The sequence below is a fragment of the Oceanobacillus saliphilus genome, assembly GCF_023522835.1.
In the GTDB taxonomy this organism is placed as follows: Bacteria; Bacillota; Bacilli; order Bacillales; family Amphibacillaceae; genus Oceanobacillus; species Oceanobacillus saliphilus.
In genome coordinates this window covers 1-24,022 of the sequence record NZ_JALCZU010000014.1, presented here as the reverse complement: position 1 = coordinate 24,022, position 24,022 = coordinate 1, and the positions used below count along the sequence as shown (strand labels likewise).

Sequence of the window (24,022 nt, the reverse complement as noted above, 5' to 3'; positions counted from 1 at the left end):
ATTTAATTTTCTTCTACATCTATGTTCAGCTTCGTGGCAGCCTGAACTTCCTCTTCTTCCAATTCACGCATATCGATTTCCTGCTCATCACTGGAAAGCATTTTAACGTCCATTCCAAGACTTTGCAATTCTTTGATAAGAACTTTGAACGACTCTGGAACACCTGGTTCAGGAACATTATCCCCTTTAACGATTGCTTCGTATGTTTTCACACGTCCAACCGTATCATCGGATTTCACCGTCAGGATTTCCTGCAGTGTATATGCTGCTCCATAGGCCTCAAGTGCCCAAACTTCCATTTCACCAAAGCGCTGTCCACCGAATTGTGCTTTACCACCAAGTGGTTGCTGTGTAACAAGTGAATATGGTCCTGTTGAACGGGCGTGAAGTTTATCATCAACCATATGCGCAAGTTTAATCATATACATAACACCAACAGATATACGGTTATCAAATGCTTCTCCGCTTCTTCCATCATAAAGGATTGTTTTTGCATCCCTAGGCATACCGGCTTCATCAAGTGTTTCCCAAACATCATCTTCTGTTGCTCCATCAAATACTGGACTCGCCACATGAATGCCTAGTTGTCTTGCTGCCATCCCTAGATGCAACTCAAACACTTGTCCGATGTTCATACGTGACGGAACCCCTAGTGGGTTAAGCATGATGTCGATTGGTGTACCATCTGGTAAGAACGGCATGTCTTCTTCCGGTAAAATTTTGGAGATAACCCCTTTATTACCGTGACGACCAGCCATTTTATCGCCTTCATGGATTTTACGTTTTTGTACAATGTACGCACGCACCAATTGGTTAACACCTGGTGGCAGTTCGTCTCCATCTTCACGGTTGAAGATTTTAACATCAAGAACAATTCCGCCCCCACCATGTGGAACACGTAATGACGTATCACGTACTTCACGCGCTTTTTCACCGAAGATAGCATGTAATAATCTTTCCTCTGCAGATAGTTCCGTAACCCCTTTAGGAGTAACTTTCCCTACAAGAATATCACCGTCAGTCACTTCTGCACCGATACGGATAATTCCCTGCTCATCAAGATTTTTCAGTGCATCTTCACCAACATTTGGAATATCGCGGGTGATTTCTTCCGGTCCAAGCTTTGTATCGCGAGCTTCTGATTCAAATTCTTCAATATGGATCGAAGTATAGACATCATCTTTAACAAGTCTTTCACTCATGATAATGGCATCCTCATAGTTGTAACCTTCCCACGTCATAAATCCAACGAGAACGTTACGACCCAGTGCCAACTCTCCATCTTCCATCGAAGGTCCATCAGCAAGTACTTCGCCTTTTGTTACACGATCACCTTCACTTACGATTGGACGCTGATTATAACTCGTTCCTTGGTTGGAACGTTTGTACTTTTGCAATTTATAACTTTCTACGTCCCCTTGCACTTCTTTACCGTCCACGACGGAAACACGGCGCACAAGGATCTCTTTCGCTTCTACACGTTCCACAACCCCGTCGGCCCTACAAATAACTGCCGCACCAGAGTCTTTCCCGTTAACGTATTCCATACCCGTACCTACGATAGGAGCTTCAGGATTCAATAATGGAACAGCCTGACGCTGCATGTTTGCACCCATCAATGCACGGTTGGAGTCATCATTTTCAAGGAACGGAATACAAGCTGTCGCTGCGGAGACCACCTGTTTAGGTGATACATCCATATAATCAATTTTATCGCGGGAAACGATAATATTATCTTCCCGGAAACGTGCGATTACTTCTTCGTTCACAAATTTATTATCATCGTCTAAAGGAGCGTTCGCCTGTGCAACGATGTAATTATCTTGTTCATCTGCTGTCAAATAATCAATTTGGTTCGTTACGATACCAGTCTCCGGGTCAACCCGACGATATGGTGACTCAATGAATCCAAACTTGTTCACTTTTGCATAACTTGACAACGAGTTGATCAAACCGATGTTTGGTCCCTCAGGTGTTTCAATCGGACACATACGACCATAGTGGGAGTAGTGAACATCTCGGACTTCAAACCCAGCTCGTTCACGTGTCAAACCACCAGGTCCTAATGCAGATAGACGACGTTTATGCGTCAGTTCTCCCAATGGATTCGTTTGATCCATAAACTGAGATAACTGGGAACTTCCAAAGAATTCCTTAATGGATGCAATAACCGGACGTATGTTAATCAACTGCTGTGGTGTAACACTTGATGTATCCTGAATGGACATTCTTTCACGAACGACACGTTCCATACGGGATAAACCAATACGGAATTGATTTTGCAGTAATTCACCAACAGAGCGAAGACGACGGTTACCCAGGTGATCGATATCATCTGTATCTCCAACCGTGTAAAGCAGGTTAAAGAAATAACTGATGGATGACAGAATGTCGGCTGGAGTAATGTTTTTTATTTCTTTTGTCACTCCGCCATTTCCAATAACGGTTAATTCACGTTCGCCGTTAGGATCAGTTGGGTCCATGATTTTGACAGACTGAACAGTGATTTCCTCTTCCAGAACACCGTCATGAAGTTCGATTACCCGTTCTCCAAAACGATCTTCCTCTCTTTCCATGTACGGAAGGATTTTATCCAATAGCTTACGTTCAAGTCTTTGGCCTTTTTCCGCAAGCACCTCACCAGTTTCGGGATCTACTACCGATTCAGCAAGAACTTGATTAAACAGTCTGTTTTTTATATGAAGTTTTTTGTTCATTTTATAACGGCCTACATGTGCAAGGTCATAACGTTTAGGGTCAAAGAATCGAGAGACCAGTAAACTTCTCGCATTATCCACTGTAGGTGGCTCACCAGGACGTAGACGCTCATAGATTTCCAGTAACGCCTTTTCAGTTGTTTCTGTGTTATCTTTTTCAAGCGTATTTCTTAAGTATTCATTTTCCCCAAGCAGATCAACGATTTCTTGATCTGAACCAAAGCCAAGAGCTCTTAATAACACGGTGATTGGCAATTTACGTGTACGGTCAATACGGACATATGCAACATCTTTGGCATCTGTTTCAAATTCTAGCCATGCACCACGGTTTGGTATTACAGTTGCAGCGATACCGCGTTTTCCGTTTTTATCAATTTTTTTATTAAAATAGACACTAGGTGAACGCACGAGCTGCGAAACGATAACACGTTCAGCCCCATTGATAATAAACGTTCCAGTATCTGTCATAAGTGGGAAATCCCCCATAAATACTTCCTGTTCTTTCACTTCACCGGTTTCATTATTGATTAAACGAACCTTCACGCGAAGCGGAGCATTGTAGGTGACATCTCTTTCCTTTGATTCATCTACAGGATATTTTGGCTCACCTAAACTGTAATCAACAAATTCAAGTGATAGGTTCCCCGTAAAATCTTCAATCGGAGAAATATCCGCAAACATTTCTCTCAAACCTTCTTCTAAAAACCATTCATAAGAAGCGGTTTGGATTTCGATTAGGTTTGGTAATTCCAACACCTCACTGATACGTGCATAGCTCCTGCGTTTTCGGTGCCGTCCATACTGAACTAGTTGACCTGTCAACTGCTTCACCCCTTAAATCATACATTTTGGTAGTTTTTAAACAAAATGCTTATCATATTTAGAAAAAACAGCACCGGATGAATTCCGGCTTTGTTTTCGAAACTAACATACTTCACTTACGGCCATCCAACTGTAAGCTGGACAAACCTTTGAAAACGAATCCTCTATTTGGCAATATCAAGAACACCGCACTTCCGTGATTTATTCATAGAGTGCTTTTATATTATCAACAGCAAACAAATTTTGAGATGTACAGATAGCAAATATTTTGGTAAACTAGAAAAAAGGCTTAATTAAAAACCTTCCTTTTCTTCGATTATACCAGTGTTGCCGTTAGCTTATGAAATATACGTTCCTGTTTCACGAAAAATTCTCTTGACATAAGAATCCCCATGTTACCATCTTCCAATCTTATCATATTAATTTTCCTCGGTCAATTGTTTAACGCGCGCAATATATAGTAACCTTTATTTTTCGCAATAACTTCAACATTTCCGAATCGATTCTTTATCTTTTCCATAGCAGAAGGGGCGCCTTGCTTCTTTTGAATAACAACCCATAGCTCACCGGCGGGCAATAGAGCTGTTTTCGATTCCTCAAACATTTGATGGACAACTTGTTTTCCGGCTCTGATCGGCGGGTTCGTAATGATTGCCGCGAATTTCCTGTCCATTAGATTAGAAAAGCCGTCACTCTTGATTACAGATATATTTTTAACTTTATTAATAGAAGCGTTCTTTTCAGCAAGCTCTAATGCGCGCTCATTCACATCTGCCATAACTACGGAGCGATCTTCAAAATCATCCGCTAACGCTATCCCAATCGGGCCGTATCCACATCCCAGGTCCAGTAAATCACCGGAAATTCCCGGCACACGAAATTTTTCTATTAAAAGCCTGGAGCCGAAGTCCACTTCGTTTTTGGAAAAAACACCCACATCACTTGTAAACGTATATTCTTTTCCTCTTAATTGATATGTCCATGTCCTTGGTGAAGTTTTAGATTGAGGTTTATTGGAAAAGTAATGCTCAGACATATGGGCACCTACTTTGACTTTGTATTTGGAATTCAGAAGACTAGGAAAGCTTAACGCTCTCACTAAAACAATTTATAATTAACAACGTAATCTTTCGAAAAAAAACCTTAGTGATTAACTTATAGACATTTAAACAAATGAATAATGCCGCACCAGTCAGAAAAAAAGCCCTTATTCCAAACAATGTGAGGTAAAGTATATTTTTTCATTCCGAATATGCGGCAATTATTGTCAGTCGTCTTTCCAAAAAGTTAGACTTGGTGGAAATTCGTGATAAAGAGCCCGCCGAGAATACGACGAGCTCCTATATTTATAAACTTGATTATTTAACTTCTACAGATGCGCCAGCTTCTTCAAGTTTAGCTTTAACTTCTTCAGCTTCTTCTTTAGCTACGCCTTCTTTAATTGCTTTTGGTGCGTTATCAACCATGTCTTTTGCGTCTTTAAGACCAAGACCAGTGATTTCACGAACAGCTTTAACAACTTTGATTTTAGATTGTCCAGCACCTGTTAGTACTACATCAAATTCAGTTTGTTCTGCTTCAACAGCTCCACCTGCAGCACCTGCAGCAGCTACTGGTGCAGCAGCAGTTACTCCAAATTCTTCTTCAATTGCTTTAACTAAATCATTTAATTCCAATACTGACATTTCTTTGATTGCGCCAATCATTTCTTCTTTAGTCATGATATATTTCCTCCTAATAATTTTAATTTAATATCGTTTTATTCGAGACACAAATTATGCGCCTTGTTCTTCTTTTTGTTCTGCAATTGCTTTTGTAACATAAGCAAAGTTACGGATAGGTGCTTGAAGTACGCTAAGCAGCATCGATACCATACCTTCGTAGTTTGGAAGATCGGCAAGCTCTTTAATTTGCTCAAGGCTCGCTACTTTACCTTCAATTACGCCACCTTTGATTTCTAAAGCATCGTGTGCTTTCGCGAAGTTATTTAGAATTCTTGCAGGAGCTACTACATCATCATTACTGAATGCGATTGCTGTTGGTCCTACCAGTACCTCGTTAAGGTCATTTAGTTCAATAGCTTCAACCGCACGGCGGGCCATCGTGTTTTTGTAAACTTTAAATTCGATCCCTGCGTCGCGAAGCTCTTTACGTAGTGCAGTAACTTCTGATACATCAAGTCCACGGTAATCAACTACTACTGCAGTTTGACTCGCACGGAATTTCTCTGTGATTTCATCAACCACTTGTTTTTTCTTTTCAATTATTCCAGACATTGTTCCACCTCCTATAGATATTCACTATCATTACACCGTTCGAAATCCGAAAGTTTTGGCAGACGAAGCAAAAAGCTCCCATGTAGACATGGGAGCTTCATATAACAAATGGAAATCTTTCGAATCATCTCATCTGTTTATAAACACCTCGGCAGGTTGATTAAGCGTTTGATCGCCCCTGCTGTCTACGGTATAACGTATTCGATTTACATAACGGAGTTTAGTATAACGAAAGCTCCATGAAAAGTCAATACCTAATTAACGAAAACTAGATACGTCAACTTTAATTCCAGGTCCCATTGTAGATGCAATTGAAACATTCTTCATGTATACACCTTTAGAAGCTTGTGGTTTAACTTTTACAAGTTGTTCTGTAAGTGCTACGAAGTTTTCAACCAATTTTTCATCTTCAAATGAAATTTTCCCAATTGGAACATGGATATTTGCAGACTTATCTACACGGTATTCGACTTTACCAGCTTTAATATCTTTAACAGCTTTTTCTACTTCGAAAGTAACTGTTCCAGTTTTAGGGTTTGGCATAAGTCCTTTTGGTCCAAGTACTCGTCCAAGCTTACCAACTTCAGCCATCATATCAGGAGTTGCTACGATTACATCGAAATCAAACCAACCTTTGTTGATTTTTTCGATGAATTCCGCTTCTCCTACGAAATCTGCTCCAGCTGCTTCTGCTTCTTTTGCTTTTTCACCTTTTGCGAATACAAGCACACGTTGTGTTTTACCTGTTCCGTGTGGCAAAACAAAAGCTCCGCGGATTTGTTGGTCTGCTTTCTTTGGATCTACTCCAAGACGGAATGCAGCTTCAACCGTTTCATCAAAATTAGCTTTTGCTGTTTGCTTTGCAAGTGCTATCGCTTCTTTTACTTCATACGTTATTGTACGATCAACAAGCTTAGCAGATTCTTGAAATTTCTTACCTCTTTTTGCCATTTTATTTCCTCCTCTATTGTGGTTATAACGGTAATACCTCCCACTTATAAAAGCACCTGGCTTTTATAAATCCTGTAATGCACTATACGCCATCACATTCACGAAAAAGGTTGCGAATGGTTACCCAACCGCAACCTGTACCGTATTTATTTTTTCGAAGTAACAATTTAAGCAGCAGCGGTCAGGGTCTGCGAATCTTCGGAATTCCTTTGTAAGATAAGTCAACATCTGCTCACTGCGTTCACAGAGTGTTCCCTTTTTCTCCGGGGGCTTCCTCCAGTTTCCACGACCTTAAACGACCGCTTACGCTTTTGCTATTAGTCCTCGATTGTAATTCCCATGCTGCGTGCAGTTCCTTCAACCATGCGCATCGCTGCTTCTACATCAGCGGCGTTTAAATCAGGCATTTTAGTTTCTGCAATTTCTTTTACTTTATCGCGTTTTACTGTTGCGACTTTATTCTTGTTCGGTTCACCAGAACCTGACTCGATGCCTGCTGCTTTCTTCAAGAGAACAGCTGCCGGCGGAGTTTTAGTAATAAATGTAAATGAACGGTCTTCAAATACCGTAATTTCAACAGGGATAATTAAACCCGCTTGTTCTTGTGTACGAGCATTGAATTCTTTACAGAATCCCATGATGTTAACACCTGCTTGACCTAGCGCCGGTCCTACTGGCGGTGCTGGATTAGCTTTTCCAGCTGGGATTTGCAATTTAACTAATTTGATTACTTTTTTAGCCACGAGACACACACCTCCTTAAAGTCCGTGATGTGGTAATAGGGTCCTGTAATTGTTTTGGATACCCTCCCACTCCTATTTACAAATGCACCTTTAACAGGGCATGAATAACAAAAGAATTTTACCATGTATCAGAAAATAATGCAAGGTTCCACCGTACATTTTTTTAGGAAAGCTTTTCGACTTGTGAAAAATCCAGTTCAACCGGAGTCTCTCTGCCGAACATGTTTACGTGGACTTTTACTTTCTGTTTGTCTATATCAATATGTTCAATTGTACCAGTGAAATCAGTAAATGGACCGTCAGCCACTCTCACATTTTCCTTCATTTCAAAGTCTAACTGAACAGTTGGCGCTGCGACACCCATGCGTTTTAGCACTGCATCAATTTCACCAGGCATCAGTGGTGTCGGCTTCGCACCATGGCCACTTGAACCGACAAATCCTGTTACACCCGGCGTATTTCTTACTACATACCAGGAGTCATCAGTCATGATCATTTCCGTTAATACATAACCAGGGAATGATTTTTTCTTTGTTACTTTTTTCTTACCGTTTTTTATTTCTGTTTCTTCGTCTTCTGGAACAATAACACGGAAGATTTTATCTTCCATTCCCATCGTTTCCACTCTTTTTTCCAGATTCATTTTTACTTTGTTCTCGTATCCGGAATACGTATGAACCACATACCAATTCTTCTCCATTAATTTCAGGACAATGCCTTGTCCTTCCCTCCCTTGCAGAGATAATTATTTATAAATCAACTCTAGTAAGACAGCCACATTCAGCATTGCAACACCGAACCGACTTGCATCCTGCAGAATAACATTTTCACCCAATATTAAAAAACCCGTTTTTCTCCGGGTTTTATAAAAGGAATATCATTTTTTCAGTATAGCTATATTATAGCTCAATTATTCAAAAAATGCATTTAAAATCTGTGTTATCCCAAGATCGACAGCAAAAAAGAACAGTGCAACAAAAATAACAGTCGAAATAACAATAATCGTATAATTTGTTAGTTCTTTACCTTTTGGCCAGCTGACTTTTTTCATCTCTCTGGAGACATTCTTCAGAAATTTAAACATGCTTGTACCCCCCGAACCTACCTAACTCTCAATTTCAACCAACATACAGAAGTTAATGATGAATCCTTGTTACCTTTATTTTGTCTCGCGATGCAATGTATGTTTCCCACATGTCTTACAATATTTGTTTACTTCTAATCTTGTAGATTTTGTCGATACATTTTTATTAGTGGAATAATTCCTGCTTGAACAAATTGCACACGATAAAGTTATTTTATTACTCATTATATCACCCCTAGTGTAGGGTATTTTCACTCTTATAAATGTAGCACGGTTGCCATATTGTGTCAACGCCCTGTCAGATGCCGCAATATGTTGCTGGTGAATTTTTCACTTTTCGTCATAACTTCACACCATCCGCTTCCATCACCTGCTCCAACTTTCTTTTGACGCGCTGAAGGGCATTGTCAATGGATTTGACATGTCTGTTTAAACTCACGGAAATTTCCTGATAGGTTCTGCCGTCCAAATATAAATGCAAGACCTGTTTTTCCAACTCGCTTAACAATTCAGATAATTTATGTTCCATATTACCGTAATCTTCCTGGTTAATAAGCAGTTCCTGTGGGTCAATTTCTTTTGATCCCCCTATTATGTCCAGTAAAGTACGATCCGATTCCTCGTCATAAATAGGCTTGTCCAACGAAATATAGGAATTGAGCGGAATATGCTTCTGTCTAGTTGCCGTTTTTATGGCAGTGATAATTTGCCGCGTTACACATAGCTCGGCAAACGCCTTAAACGAAGACAGCTTGCTTCCATCGTAATCACGAATAGCTTTATAGAGACCTATCATTCCTTCCTGAATGATATCCTCCTTATCGGCACCGACCAGAAAATAAGTCCGCGCTTTTGCCCTAACAAAATTTATGTATCTATGGATCAGTATATCCAAGGCCTGGCTATCCCCTTCACGAACCAGTTGCAGCAAATCGTTATCATCAAGTTTGTCTCTAACTTTCTCGCCTGTATTTATTATTTGCCCAACATTCACCAAGCTCGCCTCCCAACTACCCGACAATCGCTTTAGGAAATATTATACAGTAAGGATTTCTTTGGCGTCAATATACGATGATAAGCGATTACATGACGGAAAATGTCGAAATAGCACAAAAGTCAAACTTTTATGCTATTTTTCTCCTCTTCTCATCTTTTCAAATTTCTCCAGAATTTCCTGGTCCAAATCGATTTTCGAATGTTTCTGTTCTTGCTTATGAACCTCAATGCTGGCCTTGATTTCACGCTCTATATCCGACATATCAATAAGCAATTCCCTAGCAGATTTCCGTAGTGCCCCCTGTCCGAAAATGGTACGCTGTTCGGCATAATCGGAAGTAGCTACATAAACTTGAGTTTTAATATTTTTTATTTTTTTTACAAGTTTTTCAATACATTCGTCCGCTGTTTCCTTTTCTTTCGTAAAAATAATTTCAACGTTATATTGGTTAAACTTACTTGCTATGCCTTTAACATAATAGGCGTCAAAGACAATAATTACGCGGTGGGCGGAATAGGCCTGATATTCCGCCATCATTTCAATCAACCGGTCACGGGCCTGTCCGATTTCTTTTTCCTTGAGTCCTTGTAATTCATCCCATGCACCTATAATATTGTATCCATCTACAATAAGAACCACCATTATGCATCACCAAGTGGATACCTTTTTCGGTAGACCTCGTACAATAACAGACTACAAGCTACAGAGGCATTTAAAGAAGAGACCTTCCCCTTCATTGGGAGGCTTACTGTCCAGTCACATTTTTTGCGAACAAGTCTGCTTATGCCCTTTCCTTCATTTCCGATGACCAGCGCTATTGGCAAGCTGCCATCCAGTTTGCGAAAGTCTTCCGTTGCTTCCGCCTCGGTTCCTACTACCCATATATTTCTTTCTTTCAATTCATCAATTGTGTTTGCTATATTCGTCACTCTTGTTACAGGAATATGCTCCATTGCACCGGCTGCTGTTTTGGCAACCGTAGCGGTTAAACCTACGGAGCGTCTTTTGGGAATAATTACGCCATGTGCACCTGTAGCGTCAGCTGTTCTTAAAATGGAGCCGAGATTATGTGGATCCTCCAGTTCATCCAAAATAATGAAAAACGGAGCTTCTTCCCTTTCTTCTGCACAGCGGAACAAATCCTCAATGGATGCGTACTGATACGAAGCAACATAAGCTATCACACCCTGATGGTTTCCGGAATCAAGCTGATCAAGCTTGGACCTCGGCACTTTCTGCACGATTGTTCCCGCTTCCCTCGCCAATTGATTTAGCTTTTTTAACACATTTGGATTCAATTGTTCAGAGACAAATACTTTGTTAACTGATCGTCCTGAGCTCAATGCTTCCATTACTGGATTCTTTCCGATAATCATTTCCTGATCCATATTATTCGCTCCTTTCTTCGACAAATTGAATGGCTGTTACGATGAGTTCGTTCAGCCGCTCTTCATTCTTCATTAAATAATGGTAGCCAAGTAGTGCTTCGAATGCAGTGCTATAGCGATAAGTCTGCACACTGATATTCTTTGGTGTCGTGCCAGACTTGGCATTTCTTCCCCGGGACACAATACTTGCTTCTTCCTCACTGAGAAAACCTTCCTGATTAACCCAGTGAAGGATCACAGCTGCCTGGGATTTACCGGATACAAAAGTAACAGCTTCCCGGTGTAGCTGATTAGGCTTTACGCTCCCTTTTTGAAGCAAGTATTCCCGGACATGAACCTCATAAATAGCATCGCCCATATATGCCAAGGCTAAGCTTTTCATTTGTTTTACGTCCATTTTCATGATTAGCCTCTTTTCCAACGAATCCCTTGAGGTGTATCTTCCAATATAATATTTTTATCCTTCAGCAGATCCCTAATCTCATCAGCTCGGGCAAAGTCGCGATCCTTCCTTGCTTCATTTCTCTCTTCAATAAGCGCTTCGATGGTTGTATCCAATAGTTCGTCCGTTTCTGTTAGATTAATTCCGAGTACTTGAAGGATGGACAGCATCGTTTCCTGGAAGTATCCAATAACTTTTTCAGACGTTTGCTTTGATTGAAGATATACATTCGCTTCCTTGGACAAGTCAAAGAGAACGGAAATAGCATTCGCGGTGTTGAAGTCATCATCCATATCGGATTCAAAACGTTCTTTCATTTCATCAATTTTCGGTACCCAAACATCCGTATCATCCACCAGATTCATACTGGACTGCTTGCGGTGTTCCAGATTATGGTATGCTGTCTTAATTCGCTCATAACTGTTTTTTGCACTTTCCAGTAATTCCTCCGTAAAATTAATTGGATTCCGATAATGCACACTAAGCATAAAAAATCTCAAAACCTGTGGATCATGATGAGCAATCAGGTCCCTCGTTAAAACAAAATTTCCAAGGGATTTTGACATTTTTTCGTTATTAATATTAATATACCCATTATGCATCCAATAGTTTGCAAATGTATGACCTGTCATTGCTTCGGATTGGGCAATTTCATTTTCATGATGAGGAAATGTCAGATCCTGGCCACCTGCATGAATATCAATTGTATCTCCCAGATATTTCTTTACCATTGCAGAGCATTCAATATGCCAACCCGGACGTCCTTTCCCCCAAGGCGAACCCCATGAAATTTCCCCATCTTTTGCTTGTTTCCAAAGGGCAAAATCAAGCGGATCATTCTTTTTCTCACCAATTTGGATTCTTGCACCAGAGCGAAGTTCATCAATAGACTGATGGGATAATTTTCCGTATCCTTCAAAAGCACGCGGCTTGAAATATACATCGCCATCCGCTTCATAAGCGTATTCCTTTTGGATAAGCTTATCAATAAAAGCAATAATATCATCCATGGTTTCCATGACACGAGGATTATGTGTAGCCTTTTTGACACCTAGCGCTCCGACATCTTCCAAATAGGCATGGATAAATCTGTCTGCAAGTTCTGGAACTTCTTCCCCTAATTCGTTTGCTGTTTTAATAATTTTGTCATCTACATCTGTAAAATTCAAAACGTAATTCACAGCATAACCTTTATATTCAAAATACCTTCTCACCGTATCAAACACAATAGCCGGTCTGGCATTCCCTATATGAATATAGTTATACACCGTTGGACCGCAGACATACATACTTACTTTGCCTTCCTGAAGAGGCTTAAAATCTTCTTTATTCCTTGTCAGCGTATTATAAATTTTTATTGGCATGGTATTTAAGTGCTCCCTTCTTATTTGAAAACGAAGGCAGATAGGACGTTGTTAATCTTTCCTATTTGCCAATACAGCAATTTCAGCTTTCAACGAGTCAATTTGTTCCTGTAATTGTTCGCATCGATCAGATACAGGATCTGGTATTTTATGATGGTCAAGGTCTCTTCTTACTTTCTCCCCGTTCTGAACAACTACTCGGCCAGGTACTCCAACTACCGTCGAATTAGCTGGAACATCCTTGAGTACAACAGATCCTCCACCGACTTTTGAGTTCTCACCGATTGTGATTGCACCCAGAACTTTTGCCCCTGTAGAGATTAGTGCATTATCTTTAACGGTAGGGTGCCGTTTCCCTTTTTCCTTTCCAGTCCCTCCAAGCGTAACTCCTTGGAAAATGGTAACATTATCCCCAATCTCGCATGTTTCACCAATCACGACTCCCATTCCGTGATCAATAAACAGCCGCCTTCCGATCTTAGCACCCGGGTGAATCTCAATGCCTGTGAAAAATCGGCTGATTTGAGAGATTGCACGTGCGATAAAATAAAGTTTTCCCCTATAAAACCAATGCGCAAGACGGTGTGCCCATACCGCATGCAGTCCAGCGTAAGTTAACATCACTTCCAAATAGGTACGGGCTGCAGGATCCTGTTCGAACACCACATCCATATCCTCTTTGATCGTTTTAAACATCCCCATTTGTTTGCCCCTCCTCTACCTTATTTGTTAGAAAACTAAGGCAACTTCTTAAGCCTTTGGCGTATACCTTAGTTGCGAAAAAACTAAAAAACGCCCCTGTGCATTAAAACACAGAGACGCTAACATGCGCGGTTCCACTCTGTTTGAAGATTAACAAATCTCCCAACTTGTGCTCTTATAACGGAAGAGTGCCGCTGCCATGTACTCTATTTTCCATAACAGACTCCAAGGGGCACTTCAGAACAGCTACTTAAAATCACTCCCAGCGATGTGATTCTCTCTTTGTAAGCTGACTGCTCCTACTTTCCCTCATCAACGTTCAACGATTTAGTAAAAATTAGACTTTATTAATACTATATTACACGAATGCTTAAATGTGAATCATTAAGCTCCCAGTTGTTTAAGAACTTTATCCAGCCTTGCAAGAATAACTTCTTTTCCTAAAAGTTCAATTGCAAATGGCAATTCAGGTCCGTGCATTTGCCCCGTAGTTGCTACACGAATTGGCATGAATAACTTTTTACCACGATGGCCTGTCTCTTTTTGGGTTGCTTTAAATTGCGCTTTGATGGAGTCTTTAGTGAATTCATCCAAATGGATCAGTTTATCGGTAAATACTTGAAGCACTTCCGGTACCTGCTCTTCACGCAGCACTTCCATAGTTTCCTCATCATAGGAGATATGTTCATTAAAGAAAAGCTCTGTCAATTCAACGATTTCAGCACCATAACGTAATTGCTCACGATACAGGCTAATCACATTCTCAGCCCATGTTCTTTTTTCTTCATCCATATCTTCCGGTAGCCTTCCTGCTTGAATGAGGTGTGGCATTGCAAGTTCAATCACTGCATCCAATTCAGATGCTTTAATATATTCGTTGTTCATCCACTTCAATTTTTGCTGGTCAAAGATGGCAGCTGATGTAGATAGTCGTTCCGGATCAAATATCTCAATCAGTTTTTCCTGGGAGAAAATTTCTTCCTCGCCAACAGGGGACCAGCCCAAGAGACTGATAAAGTTAAACATTGCTTCCGGTAAGTAGCCAAGATTACGGTATTGCTCAATAAACTGCAGGATATGCTCATCACGTTTGCTCAGTTTCTTACGATCTTCATTGAGGATCAGTGTCATATGACCATACTTTGGTGCTTTCCAATCAAAAGCATCATAAACCATCATTTGCTTCGGTGTATTGGAAATATGCTCTTCCCCGCGCAAAACATGTGATATTTCCATCAAATGATCATCAATTGCCACTGCAAAGTTATACGTAGGAATCCCATTTTTCTTAACAATGACCCAGTCCCCAAAATCACTGGATTCAAATGTTATATTTCCACGTACCATATCGTGGAAAGTATAGGTTGTCGCTGCCGGTACACGGAAGCGGATACTTGGTTTACGACCTTCCGCTTCAAACGCGGCAATTTGTTCCTGACTCAAGTCTCGATGTGCCCCAGAGTACTTGGGAACTTGCCCATTTGCACGCTGTTCTTCACGTTCTGCTTCAAGCTCTTCTTCTGACATATAGCATTTATATGCGAGATTTTTCTCAAGCAACTCATTAACATAGTTATTATACATTTCCAGTCGCTCTGTTTGACGATACGGACCATAATTCCCGCCTATATCTGCTCCTTCATCCCACTCAAGGCCAAGCCATTTCAGGAATTTCAGCTGACTTTCTTCTCCACCTTCAACATTACGTTTCTCATCCGTATCTTCCGTACGAATGATGAACTTCCCATCAAAATGTTTTGCATATAAATAGTTAAATAAAGCTGTACGTGCATTTCCAATATGTAAATGACCTGTAGGACTCGGCGCATAACGTACGCGAACTTCATTACTCATGGTTTTACCCCTCTCAAGTAGTAAAAAATAATTAATATTTAAAAGATAACCGTTATATGAAAAAGTGATAACATTTACATGTTATCACTTTATTGTATCCTCTATAAGTTATACCCTTTTTACAGCGCTTTTTCAAGTAATTTCGGTTTTGCAAAAATCATCCGCCCAGCAGATGTCTGAAGTACACTTGTAATGATTACTTCAATTGTTTGGCCGATATAATCGCGTCCTTCTTCAACAACGATCATTGTGCCATCATCCAAATACGCAACGCCTTGATTATGCTCTTTCCCATCTTTGATTACCTGAACAACCAGTTCTTCTCCAGGCAATACAACCGGTTTAACCGCATTTGCCAAGTCATTGATGTTCAGTACACTCACACCTTGAAGATCACACACTTTATTCAGATTAAAATCATTTGTTACAACAATTCCATTGATAACTTTAGCAAGCTTAATTAGTTTACTGTCGACCTCTGATATTTCCTCAAAATCACCTTCATAGATTTCCACTTTTACAGGCAATTCCTTTTGAATTCGGTTCAGTACATCTAAACCACGTCGACCTCTATTCCTTTTCAGTGTATCGGAAGAATCTGCTATATGCTGTAATTCTCCCAGAACAAACTGCGGAATGATAATCGTTCCTTCCAGGAAGTTTGTCTGACAGATATCAGCAATCCTCCCATCAATGATAACACTTGTATCCAAAATTTTTGCTTTGGGCAGAAGCAAATCAGCATCTTCCCCTTCGATTGGACGACGTCGATCCTTCTTATTCGTTTTCATCAAATTAACAAATTCTTCTCTGCGTCTGAAACCGACCTGGAAACCGAGATATCCTAGAACAATCATTATAAATAATGGCAGAACCTGTGAAACAACTTGAATGTTTATATCCTGAAGGGGCATGTTGATAAAATAAGCAATAACCAATCCAACGATCAAACCGACACTACCGAAAAATAAATCGATTGCAGGGAGCTTAATAAGTGCGTCTTCCACCCACCTTAAAAAGTCCACGATATAATCTGCCAGCCAGTATGAAAGGATAAAAAATATAATTGCGCCGAAGATCATTCCTAAATATGGTGAACTCACCCACTCAGAATCCGTAATATTCAATATCCTGACTAATTCCGGGACATACAGATATCCTATAGTACCTCCCAGGATAATAAAAAACAAATGCACAACTTTATTGAGCACTTTCGTCACCTCCTATCTTTTATTATTACCGAAAATAGTAAAATGTAACCCTTAAAAAAAATGAAAAAAGACTATCATATCAAGTAAATCATAGCATAGCATAAACATCGATTCAAATTCTAAAAATTCCCTCAAATCATCTGCTTAATCCTTCTTCCAATGCTTCCTGAACGGTGCTTACACCAACGATTTGAATACCTTTTGGATAAGTCCACCCATCCAAATTGTTTTTGGGGCATATAACCCGCTTAAAACCAAGCTTAGCCGCTTCCTGCACACGCTGTTCAATACGAGATACTCTTCTGATTTCTCCAGTCAAACCAACCTCACCGATAAAGATATCATCTGGATTTGTTGGCAGATCGCGGAAACTGGAAGCAATGCTGACTGCAAGTGCTAAATCAATTGCAGGCTCATCAAGCTTGACGCCTCCTGCAACTTTAATATAGGCATCCTGATTTTGTAGCATAAGTCCCACCCGCTTTTCCAAAACGGCCATAATTAATGGTACCCGGTTATGGTCAATCCCCGTTGCTGTTCGTCGTGGATTACCGAAACTGCTAGGTGAGATTAACGCTTGAATCTCAACTAGAACTGGTCTTGTTCCTTCCATCGAAGCCACTACCGTAGATCCTGCCGTTCCCTCAGCACGTTCTTCAAGAAATATTTCAGAAGCATTCAAAACTTCCCTCAATCCCTCTTCCTTCATTTCAAAGATTCCCATTTCATTGGTACTTCCGAAGCGATTCTTCACGCCACGCAAAATACGATATGTATGGTGTCTTTCCCCTTCAAAATATAGAACGGCATCTACCATATGTTCCAGCAATCTCGGGCCTGCAATGGCTCCTTCTTTTGTTACATGCCCAACGATAAATATCGGAATTCCATTCGACTTGGCAATCTTCATTAATTCAACCGTACATTCTCTTACTTGAGAGACACTTCCAGGTGCACTGGTCACTTCTTCCTTGAAAATCGTCTGAATCGAGTCGATGACGACAAACGAAGGTCGAACTTCTTCGATTTGCTTTCCAATGTCAAATAGATTTGTTTCGGACAGAACATATAGTAAATCGGATTCAATTCCCAAACGGTCAGCACGCAGCTTCGTTTGACGTGTCGACTCCTCACCGGATACATATAATACCGGTAATTGTTTTTCAGCCAGCTGGGAAGATATTTGCAAAAGCAATGTCGATTTACCAATACCCGGATCTCCACCAATCAATACCAATGAACCGAGAACAATTCCGCCACCAAGAACACGATTAAACTCTTTCATGGCAGTCGTAATTCTTGGTTCCTTCTGGGATTCGATTGAAGTAATACTTTCCGGCTTGCTGACAGATTGTGTTCCATTGGAAAAGGAGCTTCTTCCCCTGACGGAAGAAGCTTCGATCTCTTCAACCATCGTATTCCAACTGTTACAGCCAGGACATTTGCCCATCCATTTTGCTGATTCATATCCACAATCCTGGCAGACATACTTTGTTTTTCGCTTAGCCAAATCACTCTAACCCCTTTTTCTTATTATAAAACATTTTTGAACCTAGCAGGTTACAGGTTCCTATCAATTTATGTAACGTTTTCCCATATTTATGCCACAACTGGCAAGTTTCTGTTATTTACTAGCTTAAATTTAAGGAAAAGCTAGAAGATATGACTCTCCTAGCTTTTAAATTCCTTACTACTCAATTTGTGTTTTTTGTCTGATCGCAAGTTTCATTACTGAATCTTACTCCCTTTATGTGAGAATGGTGAAATCTCCTTTATTGTTCAATCCAATCTTAATCTGTTGTCCTTTGGAAATGTTTTCTTTCAGCAATTCTTCAGACAGCAGATCTTCAATATTCTTTTGGATTGATCTGCGCAGCGGTCTTGCACCATACTCCGGATCAAATCCTTCATTGGCAATTTTATCAACTGCTTTATCTGTCAGAGACAAATGGAGATCCTGTGTTTTCAGACGACGCTTCAATTGTTCCAGCATAAGTGTAACGATATCTTTCATATGCTTTTTCTCTAGCGAATGGAACACAATTGTTTCATCGATTCGGTTCAGAAACTCAGGACGGAAAGCCTTTTTCAACTCTTCCATAACTTTTGATTTCATGTCTTTATATTCCTGCTTTTCATCACCCATGTTAAACCCTACATACTTGTTCCGTTTGAGCTCACTTGCCCCGACATTCGACGTCATGATGATAACCGTATTACGGAAGTCAACGAGACGACCTTTTGAGTCGGTTAAACGCCCATCTTCAAGTACTTGCAGTAAAATATTAAATACTTCTGGATGAGCTTTTTCAATTTCATCAAGCAGAACAACGGAATATGGTTTACGACGAACTTTTTCTGTCAGCTGTCCGCCTTCTTCGTAACCAACATATCCCGGAGGTGAACCGACGAGACGGGAAGTTGCATGTCTTTCCATATACTCAGACATATCAATTCGAATCATTGCATCTTCATCAGCGAACATCACTTCTGCCAACGCACGGGCAAGCTCTGTTTTACCAACCCCTGTCGGTCCAAGGAAGATAAATGAACCAATTGGACGTTTCGGATCCTTTAATCCTGCTCTCGCTCTACGAATGGCTTTGGAAACAGCGTCAACGGCTTCGGATTGGCCAATGACACGATTATGCAGAATGTCTTCCATGTTTAACAGACGTTCACTCTCGTCTTTCGTTAACTTGGATACGGGTACTCCAGTCCAGATGGAAACAACACTTGCAATGTCTTCCACAGTGACTTCAGAGTCTGTTTGACCCTGTTTTTCTTTCCATTCATCTTTCGTTTTCTCGAGTTCCTCACGAAAACGCTGTTCCGAATCACGTAACGATGCAGCCTTCTCAAATTCCTGGCTCTGAACTGCGGCATCCTTCTCTTTACGTACTTCTTCAAGCTTCTGCTCCAGCTCTTTCAGATTAGGCGGAATCGTATAGGAACGAAGTCTCACTTTGGAACCTGCTTCATCAATTAAATCGATGGCTTTATCCGGTAAAAAACGATCCGTAATATAACGATCGGAAAGTGTAGCCGCTGCTTCGATAGCCTCGTCAGTAATCGTTACACGATGATGGGCTTCATAACGGTCACGAAGACCATTTAAGATTTGGATCGTTTCATCCATTGTAGGCTCATCAACTTGGATCGGCTGGAATCTCCGTTCAAGTGCCGCGTCTTTTTCAATGTACTTACGATATTCATCCAATGTCGTTGCACCAATACATTGCAATTCACCGCGGGCAAGGGAAGGTTTTAAAATATTGGAAGCATCGATAGCACCTTCTGCTCCACCAGCACCAATTAACGTATGGAGTTCATCAATAAACAGAATGATATTTCCCGCCTGACGAATTTCCTCCATTACTTTTTTCAGTCGATCCTCAAACTCACCACGGTATTTTGTACCAGCAACAACCGTACCCATATCAAGGGTCATAACGCGTTTGTCTCTTAACGTTTCCGGAACTTCATTATCAATAATTTGTTGTGCAAGCCCTTCTGCGACTGCTGTTTTACCAACACCAGGTTCACCGATTAATACAGGGTTATTCTTCGTACGGCGGCTTAACACCTGAATAACGCGTTCAATTTCTTTCGCACGACCAATTACAGGGTCAATTTTCCCTTCTTTGGCACTAACAGTTAAATCCCTTGCCAATGAATCCAAGGTAGGGGTGCTTGCGTTTGATTGCTGCCCTCCACGTCCTTGGCGGCCTGCCTGTGACTCATTGCTACCCAACAACTGGAGTACCTGCTGTCTTGCTTTATTTAGGCTGACACCAAGGTTGTTCAATACACGTGCAGCAACGCCTTCTCCTTCACGAATTAACCCTAGTAAAATATGTTCCGTCCCTACGTAAGAGTGACCGAGCTTTCTCGCTTCATCCTGGGACAGCTCAACTACTTTCTTTGCACGTGGTGTATAATGAATCGATTGCATAGGCTGTTTACCTACACCGATTAGTTTTTCAACTTCTTCCTGGATTTTTGATACCTCCAGGCCGAGGGACTGTAACGCCTTTGCGGCAATTCCCTCTCCTTCCCGAACCAGACCTAATAAAATATGTTCTGTACCAATATTATTGTGGCCAAGTCGTACTGCCTCTTCCTGTGATAAAGCGAGTACCTTTTGTGCTCTTTCTGTAAATCGTCCAAACATCATCTGGATTTCCCTCCTATTTTTCCAATTTTAATCGCTCACGAATGATTGTTGCACGCAATACATCACGTTCATCCGCTTTCAAAGTTCTATTCGCATAGTGTTGAAGAAAACCCGGCTGTGTAAGAACCATTAACTCATTTAAAATATTTCCTGATGTATTCTCTATAATACCTAAATCTATACCCAATCGCACGTCGGAAATACATCTTGCTGATTCTTTTGAATCGATAATGCGACTGTACTGAAGGATACCATATGAACGGAATACACGATCCTCAAGTTTCGTTCCCGATCGTTCCATTATATGATTGCGTGCGGTTCTTTCATGATCAATTAACTGTTTCACTACACTTTCCAGATCTTCAATAATATCAACCTCGGATTTTCCAAGCGTAATTTGGTTGGAAATCTGGAAAATATTGCCAAGTGCTTCACTGCCTTCTCCATAAATTCCCCTTACTACTAGTCCGAGCTGACTGATTGCCGGAATCATTCGATTAATTTGATTCGTCATTGCCAAAGCTGGAAGATGCATCATGACAGAAGCCCGCATGCCCGTACCAACATTTGTTGGACAGCTCGTTAAGTAACCTTTCGTTTCATCAAATGCATAATTGACTTTTTGCTCCAGCCAATCGTCAAAATTGAATGAGTGCTCCAAAGCTTTTTTCAACTGGAGACCTGGGAAGTAAAGCTGAATCCGAAGATGGTCTTCCTCATTAATCATGACGGAAACCTGTTCATTCTGTGAAATCAGTGCAGCGCTCTGTTGTGCATATTTCGCCAGATGAGGACTGATAAGGTGCTTCTCAACCAGTACCCTTTTTTCCACAGCCGTTAGATCTTTTATGGAAACAAATTCGAGATTTTCATAAGACTGAAATGATTGATTTGCATATTCATTTTTAATGAAGCTGCGAATTTCCTCCAAGTTTTCCTGGTCTGCCAAAATCGGATAGGATACATTGGCGAAATTTCTTGCTAAACGAATTCTGCTGCTCATGACTATATCTTTATCGGGGCCATCCTCAAGCATCCATGGACTGATTGCTTCACTAATAAAATTCTGTAATGTCATCGTTCATCACCTGCTTCCGGTTCCCGATGCCCTTTTTCCAATGCCTTGATTTTATCTCTGACTTTTGCAGCTTCCTCAAATGCTTCGGCTTCGATTAGGTTTTTCAGTTCGTCTTTATAGCTTTTCAGTTGTTTTTTCACATGTAGATCACTGCCGGCACGTTTTGGTATTTTCCCAAAATGTTTCGTATTACCTGCATGGACTCTCCGGAAGATGGGCCCTAATCTGGAATCAAAGGATTCATAGCAATGGGCACAACCAAATTTACCTACTTTTTTAAATTCGGAAAATGTCATCCCACAGGAAGTACATTGCAGTTCTTTTACTTGTTTTAACTGATTTCCACTTGGATTTGCCATTTTTAAGTTATCGAAATTAAATAATCCCGTTAGTAAATCATGAAGCGAGTAGCCTTCTTCCGGATACGACATGTACCCCTTTTTCTTCGCACAGTCTTCACACATGCTTACCGATGTTTCTTCCCCATTATTAATCTTTTTAAAATGAAGCGTTGCTGGTCTTTCATGACATTCCTGGCATTCCAACGTCATTCCCCCCTTATTCCTGTTGGTGAAGAAAGATTTTCTATTCATCCAAATATTTAAGTGTTGAAAGCATTGCGGAAAAAACACGGGCACGAACCTCATCTCGCAATGGCAATTGAAAGGCCAATGTAGTGCGATCAATTGCACTAAGCATGATTTTAGCCTCTCGCTTGGTAATAAGCTTTTCTTCCAGAAGACGTTCGAGTACATCTATTGAAGAGCGCTGTGTGAATGACGGGCCTATCATTTGTATAATTTCATCAATAAGTTCTGATTTGTCCTGATGTTTTACTCGCATTATCCGGATATACCCACCGCCACCTCGTTTACTCTCTACTATATACCCTTTTTCCACTGTGAAACGCGTATTAATCACATAATTTATTTGTGAAGGGACACACTGAAACTGATCAGCTATTTCACTGCGTTTGATCTCTATTGTATTTTCCCCCTTCGATTGGAGAACATTTTTCAAATATTGTTCAATAATATCCGAAATATTGCTCATTTACCCTGCACCTCTTATCTGTATGATTTATCTCAGTTTGTCTTATTTTTTGACTTTGACTATCTTTGACTATACTTTTATTATACGCCAAAACAAAGGAGATGCAAACATCTTACTTTATATATTTTAGACAAAATTAACGGAAACAAAACAAAAACCTTACATCGTTACAATATGTAAGGTTTCGAAACTATTTAAGCATTCAACTTGGTAATGTTTTTAACATACTCAATTCTGGATATTTCTTCAAATACTTCGAAAAGATTATGATTATCCCTTACGTCAGTCTTTATATAGATTTTCCTTAAATTACTTTCCACTCTAAATATCTCTACATTTTTAACTGAAAGATCGTATTTCTCAATAATCTCGATGGCTTGATGAATTTTAAATTTTTCTCCTACAACTAACTCTATAAAATTACTGGATTTAGATTTAGGAAACAGATTTTCAATTCGATTAAGGAAAATAAGGCTGATTAAAATAATTAAGGTTGTTACGATTGCTATACTGTACATTCCTGCTCCCACTACCAAACCGATACCTGCCACAGCCCAAATGGAAGCTGCAGTAGTCAGACCACGAACTGTTCCACCATATACAATTATCGTACCAGCTCCAAGAAAACCTATTCCACTGATGACATAAGAAGGAATACGTGCAGGATCGAATCGAATATTATCATATGCTTCGATAAAAGCAGTAAAACCAAATAATGATAACACCATCATTAGACAGGAACCTACCCCTACCAGGATATGGGTACGAAAACCTGCTGAGTGATTGTTCACTTCTCTCTCAAAACCAATTAACCCAGATAATATCAGGGCAACAAATAATCGAATCAAGATTAGAAAGAAGTTATCTCCAAGTAGTTGATCAACATAATAGCTCAATTCTTATCCCCCCTAACAATACTACTATCCTTTAATGAATTCACTTTCTCTCTCTTCTCTAGTTTATGTCTCTACTCTTTTAAATAGAATTACATGACGATTTCCGTCATTAAAAGGAAATATACAAAAAGAGTTAAGATACATGATGTATCTTAACTCTTTTAATTAGCCTGGCGGCGTCCTACTCTTGCAGGGGCAAAGCCCCAACTACCATCGGCGCTGAAGAGCTTAACTTCTGTGTTCGGGATGGGAACAGGTGTGACCTCT

At 40.3% G+C, this 24,022-nt stretch carries 23 protein-coding genes, 1 rRNA gene and 2 other annotated features; all 24 genes read right to left on the bottom strand.

Annotated elements, in window-relative coordinates; all coding sequences use genetic code 11:
* Positions 1–2 precede the first annotated feature (2 nt).
* Positions 3–3,539 (bottom strand): DNA-directed RNA polymerase subunit beta, encoded by a 3,537-nt coding sequence (gene rpoB / locus MN204_RS18260; RefSeq protein WP_249872534.1) that lies wholly within the window; start codon positions 3,537–3,539, stop codon positions 3–5.
* A gap of 433 nt (positions 3,540–3,972) precedes the next feature.
* Positions 3,973–4,575 carry a class I SAM-dependent methyltransferase gene (locus MN204_RS18255; protein WP_249872533.1) on the bottom strand — a complete coding sequence of 201 codons (603 nt, stop codon included), beginning with the start codon at positions 4,573–4,575 and terminating at the stop codon, positions 3,973–3,975.
* A 322-nt stretch (positions 4,576–4,897) separates the two neighbouring features.
* The gene (gene rplL, locus MN204_RS18250; protein ID WP_249872532.1) at positions 4,898–5,260 is read right to left on the bottom strand and encodes a 50S ribosomal protein L7/L12; all 363 of its coding nucleotides are present in this window, start codon (positions 5,258–5,260) and stop codon (positions 4,898–4,900) included.
* Positions 5,261–5,314: 54 nt separating this feature from the next.
* Positions 5,315–5,815 carry a 50S ribosomal protein L10 gene (gene rplJ / locus MN204_RS18245; protein WP_249872531.1) on the bottom strand — a complete coding sequence of 167 codons (501 nt, stop codon included), beginning with the start codon at positions 5,813–5,815 and terminating at the stop codon, positions 5,315–5,317.
* A gap of 59 nt (positions 5,816–5,874) precedes the next feature.
* Positions 5,875–6,024: a sequence feature (ribosomal protein L10 leader region), on the bottom strand.
* 49 nt (positions 6,025–6,073) lie between these two features.
* Complete coding sequence (gene rplA, locus MN204_RS18240) at positions 6,074–6,766, bottom strand: 50S ribosomal protein L1 (RefSeq protein WP_249872530.1); 693 nt, start codon at positions 6,764–6,766, stop codon at positions 6,074–6,076.
* 317 nt (positions 6,767–7,083) lie between these two features.
* On the bottom strand, positions 7,084–7,509 hold the full coding sequence (gene rplK / locus MN204_RS18235) for a 50S ribosomal protein L11 (protein ID WP_067729195.1): 426 nt from the start codon (positions 7,507–7,509) through the stop codon (positions 7,084–7,086).
* Between the two features lie 163 nt (positions 7,510–7,672).
* Complete coding sequence (gene nusG / locus MN204_RS18230; protein ID WP_249872529.1) at positions 7,673–8,209, bottom strand: transcription termination/antitermination protein NusG; 537 nt, start codon at positions 8,207–8,209, stop codon at positions 7,673–7,675.
* 210 nt (positions 8,210–8,419) lie between these two features.
* Positions 8,420–8,593, bottom strand: coding sequence for a preprotein translocase subunit SecE (gene secE, locus MN204_RS18225; protein WP_249872528.1), 174 nt, complete (start codon positions 8,591–8,593; stop codon positions 8,420–8,422).
* A gap of 75 nt (positions 8,594–8,668) precedes the next feature.
* Positions 8,669–8,818, bottom strand: coding sequence for a 50S ribosomal protein L33 (gene rpmG / locus MN204_RS18220; RefSeq protein WP_249872527.1), 150 nt, complete (start codon positions 8,816–8,818; stop codon positions 8,669–8,671).
* 115 nt (positions 8,819–8,933) lie between these two features.
* On the bottom strand, positions 8,934–9,614 hold the full coding sequence (gene sigH, locus MN204_RS18215) for an RNA polymerase sporulation sigma factor SigH (RefSeq protein ID WP_438804718.1): 681 nt from the start codon (positions 9,612–9,614) through the stop codon (positions 8,934–8,936).
* Positions 9,615–9,722: 108 nt separating this feature from the next.
* Positions 9,723–10,232: an NYN domain-containing protein gene (locus MN204_RS18210; RefSeq protein WP_249872525.1), complete on the bottom strand. Its 510-nt coding sequence runs from the start codon at positions 10,230–10,232 to the stop codon at positions 9,723–9,725.
* Positions 10,232–10,978, bottom strand: coding sequence for a 23S rRNA (guanosine(2251)-2'-O)-methyltransferase RlmB (gene rlmB / locus MN204_RS18205; RefSeq protein WP_249872524.1), 747 nt, complete (start codon positions 10,976–10,978; stop codon positions 10,232–10,234). The genes MN204_RS18210 and rlmB overlap by 1 nt, the downstream gene beginning before the upstream one ends.
* 1 nt (position 10,979) lies before the next feature.
* Entirely contained in the window at positions 10,980–11,381 is a 402-nt protein-coding gene (locus MN204_RS18200; RefSeq protein ID WP_249872523.1) for a Mini-ribonuclease 3, read from the bottom strand.
* Positions 11,382–11,383: 2 nt separating this feature from the next.
* Positions 11,384–12,784 (bottom strand): cysteine--tRNA ligase, encoded by a 1,401-nt coding sequence (gene cysS, locus MN204_RS18195; protein WP_249872522.1) that lies wholly within the window; start codon positions 12,782–12,784, stop codon positions 11,384–11,386.
* A 51-nt stretch (positions 12,785–12,835) separates the two neighbouring features.
* Complete coding sequence (cysE, locus tag MN204_RS18190; protein WP_249872603.1) at positions 12,836–13,480, bottom strand: serine O-acetyltransferase; 645 nt, start codon at positions 13,478–13,480, stop codon at positions 12,836–12,838.
* A gap of 115 nt (positions 13,481–13,595) precedes the next feature.
* Positions 13,596–13,811 (bottom strand) — a binding site (T-box leader).
* A 59-nt stretch (positions 13,812–13,870) separates the two neighbouring features.
* Positions 13,871–15,340, bottom strand: coding sequence for a glutamate--tRNA ligase (gene gltX, locus MN204_RS18185; RefSeq protein ID WP_249872521.1), 1,470 nt, complete (start codon positions 15,338–15,340; stop codon positions 13,871–13,873).
* Between the two features lie 119 nt (positions 15,341–15,459).
* Positions 15,460–16,551, bottom strand: coding sequence for a PIN/TRAM domain-containing protein (locus MN204_RS18180; RefSeq protein WP_249872520.1), 1,092 nt, complete (start codon positions 16,549–16,551; stop codon positions 15,460–15,462).
* Between the two features lie 136 nt (positions 16,552–16,687).
* A complete protein-coding gene (gene radA / locus MN204_RS18175) occupies positions 16,688–18,061 on the bottom strand; it encodes a DNA repair protein RadA (RefSeq protein WP_249872519.1) in 1,374 nt (457 codons plus the stop codon).
* A gap of 237 nt (positions 18,062–18,298) precedes the next feature.
* Entirely contained in the window at positions 18,299–20,728 is a 2,430-nt protein-coding gene (clpC, locus tag MN204_RS18170) for an ATP-dependent protease ATP-binding subunit ClpC (protein ID WP_249872518.1), read from the bottom strand.
* Between the two features lie 13 nt (positions 20,729–20,741).
* Positions 20,742–21,806, bottom strand: a complete 1,065-nt coding sequence (gene mcsB, locus MN204_RS18165; protein ID WP_249872517.1) for a protein-arginine kinase McsB — start codon at positions 21,804–21,806, stop codon at positions 20,742–20,744.
* Positions 21,803–22,351 carry a protein-arginine kinase activator protein McsA gene (gene mcsA, locus MN204_RS18160; RefSeq protein WP_249872516.1) on the bottom strand — a complete coding sequence of 183 codons (549 nt, stop codon included), beginning with the start codon at positions 22,349–22,351 and terminating at the stop codon, positions 21,803–21,805. The genes mcsB and mcsA overlap by 4 nt, the downstream gene beginning before the upstream one ends.
* Positions 22,352–22,391: 40 nt before the next feature.
* On the bottom strand, positions 22,392–22,859 hold the full coding sequence (locus MN204_RS18155; RefSeq protein ID WP_249872515.1) for a CtsR family transcriptional regulator: 468 nt from the start codon (positions 22,857–22,859) through the stop codon (positions 22,392–22,394).
* A gap of 194 nt (positions 22,860–23,053) precedes the next feature.
* Positions 23,054–23,755, bottom strand: a complete 702-nt coding sequence (locus MN204_RS18150; protein WP_249872514.1) for an MgtC/SapB family protein — start codon at positions 23,753–23,755, stop codon at positions 23,054–23,056.
* A 168-nt stretch (positions 23,756–23,923) separates the two neighbouring features.
* Positions 23,924–24,022, bottom strand: a 5S ribosomal RNA gene (gene rrf, locus MN204_RS18145); the annotation flags it as partial.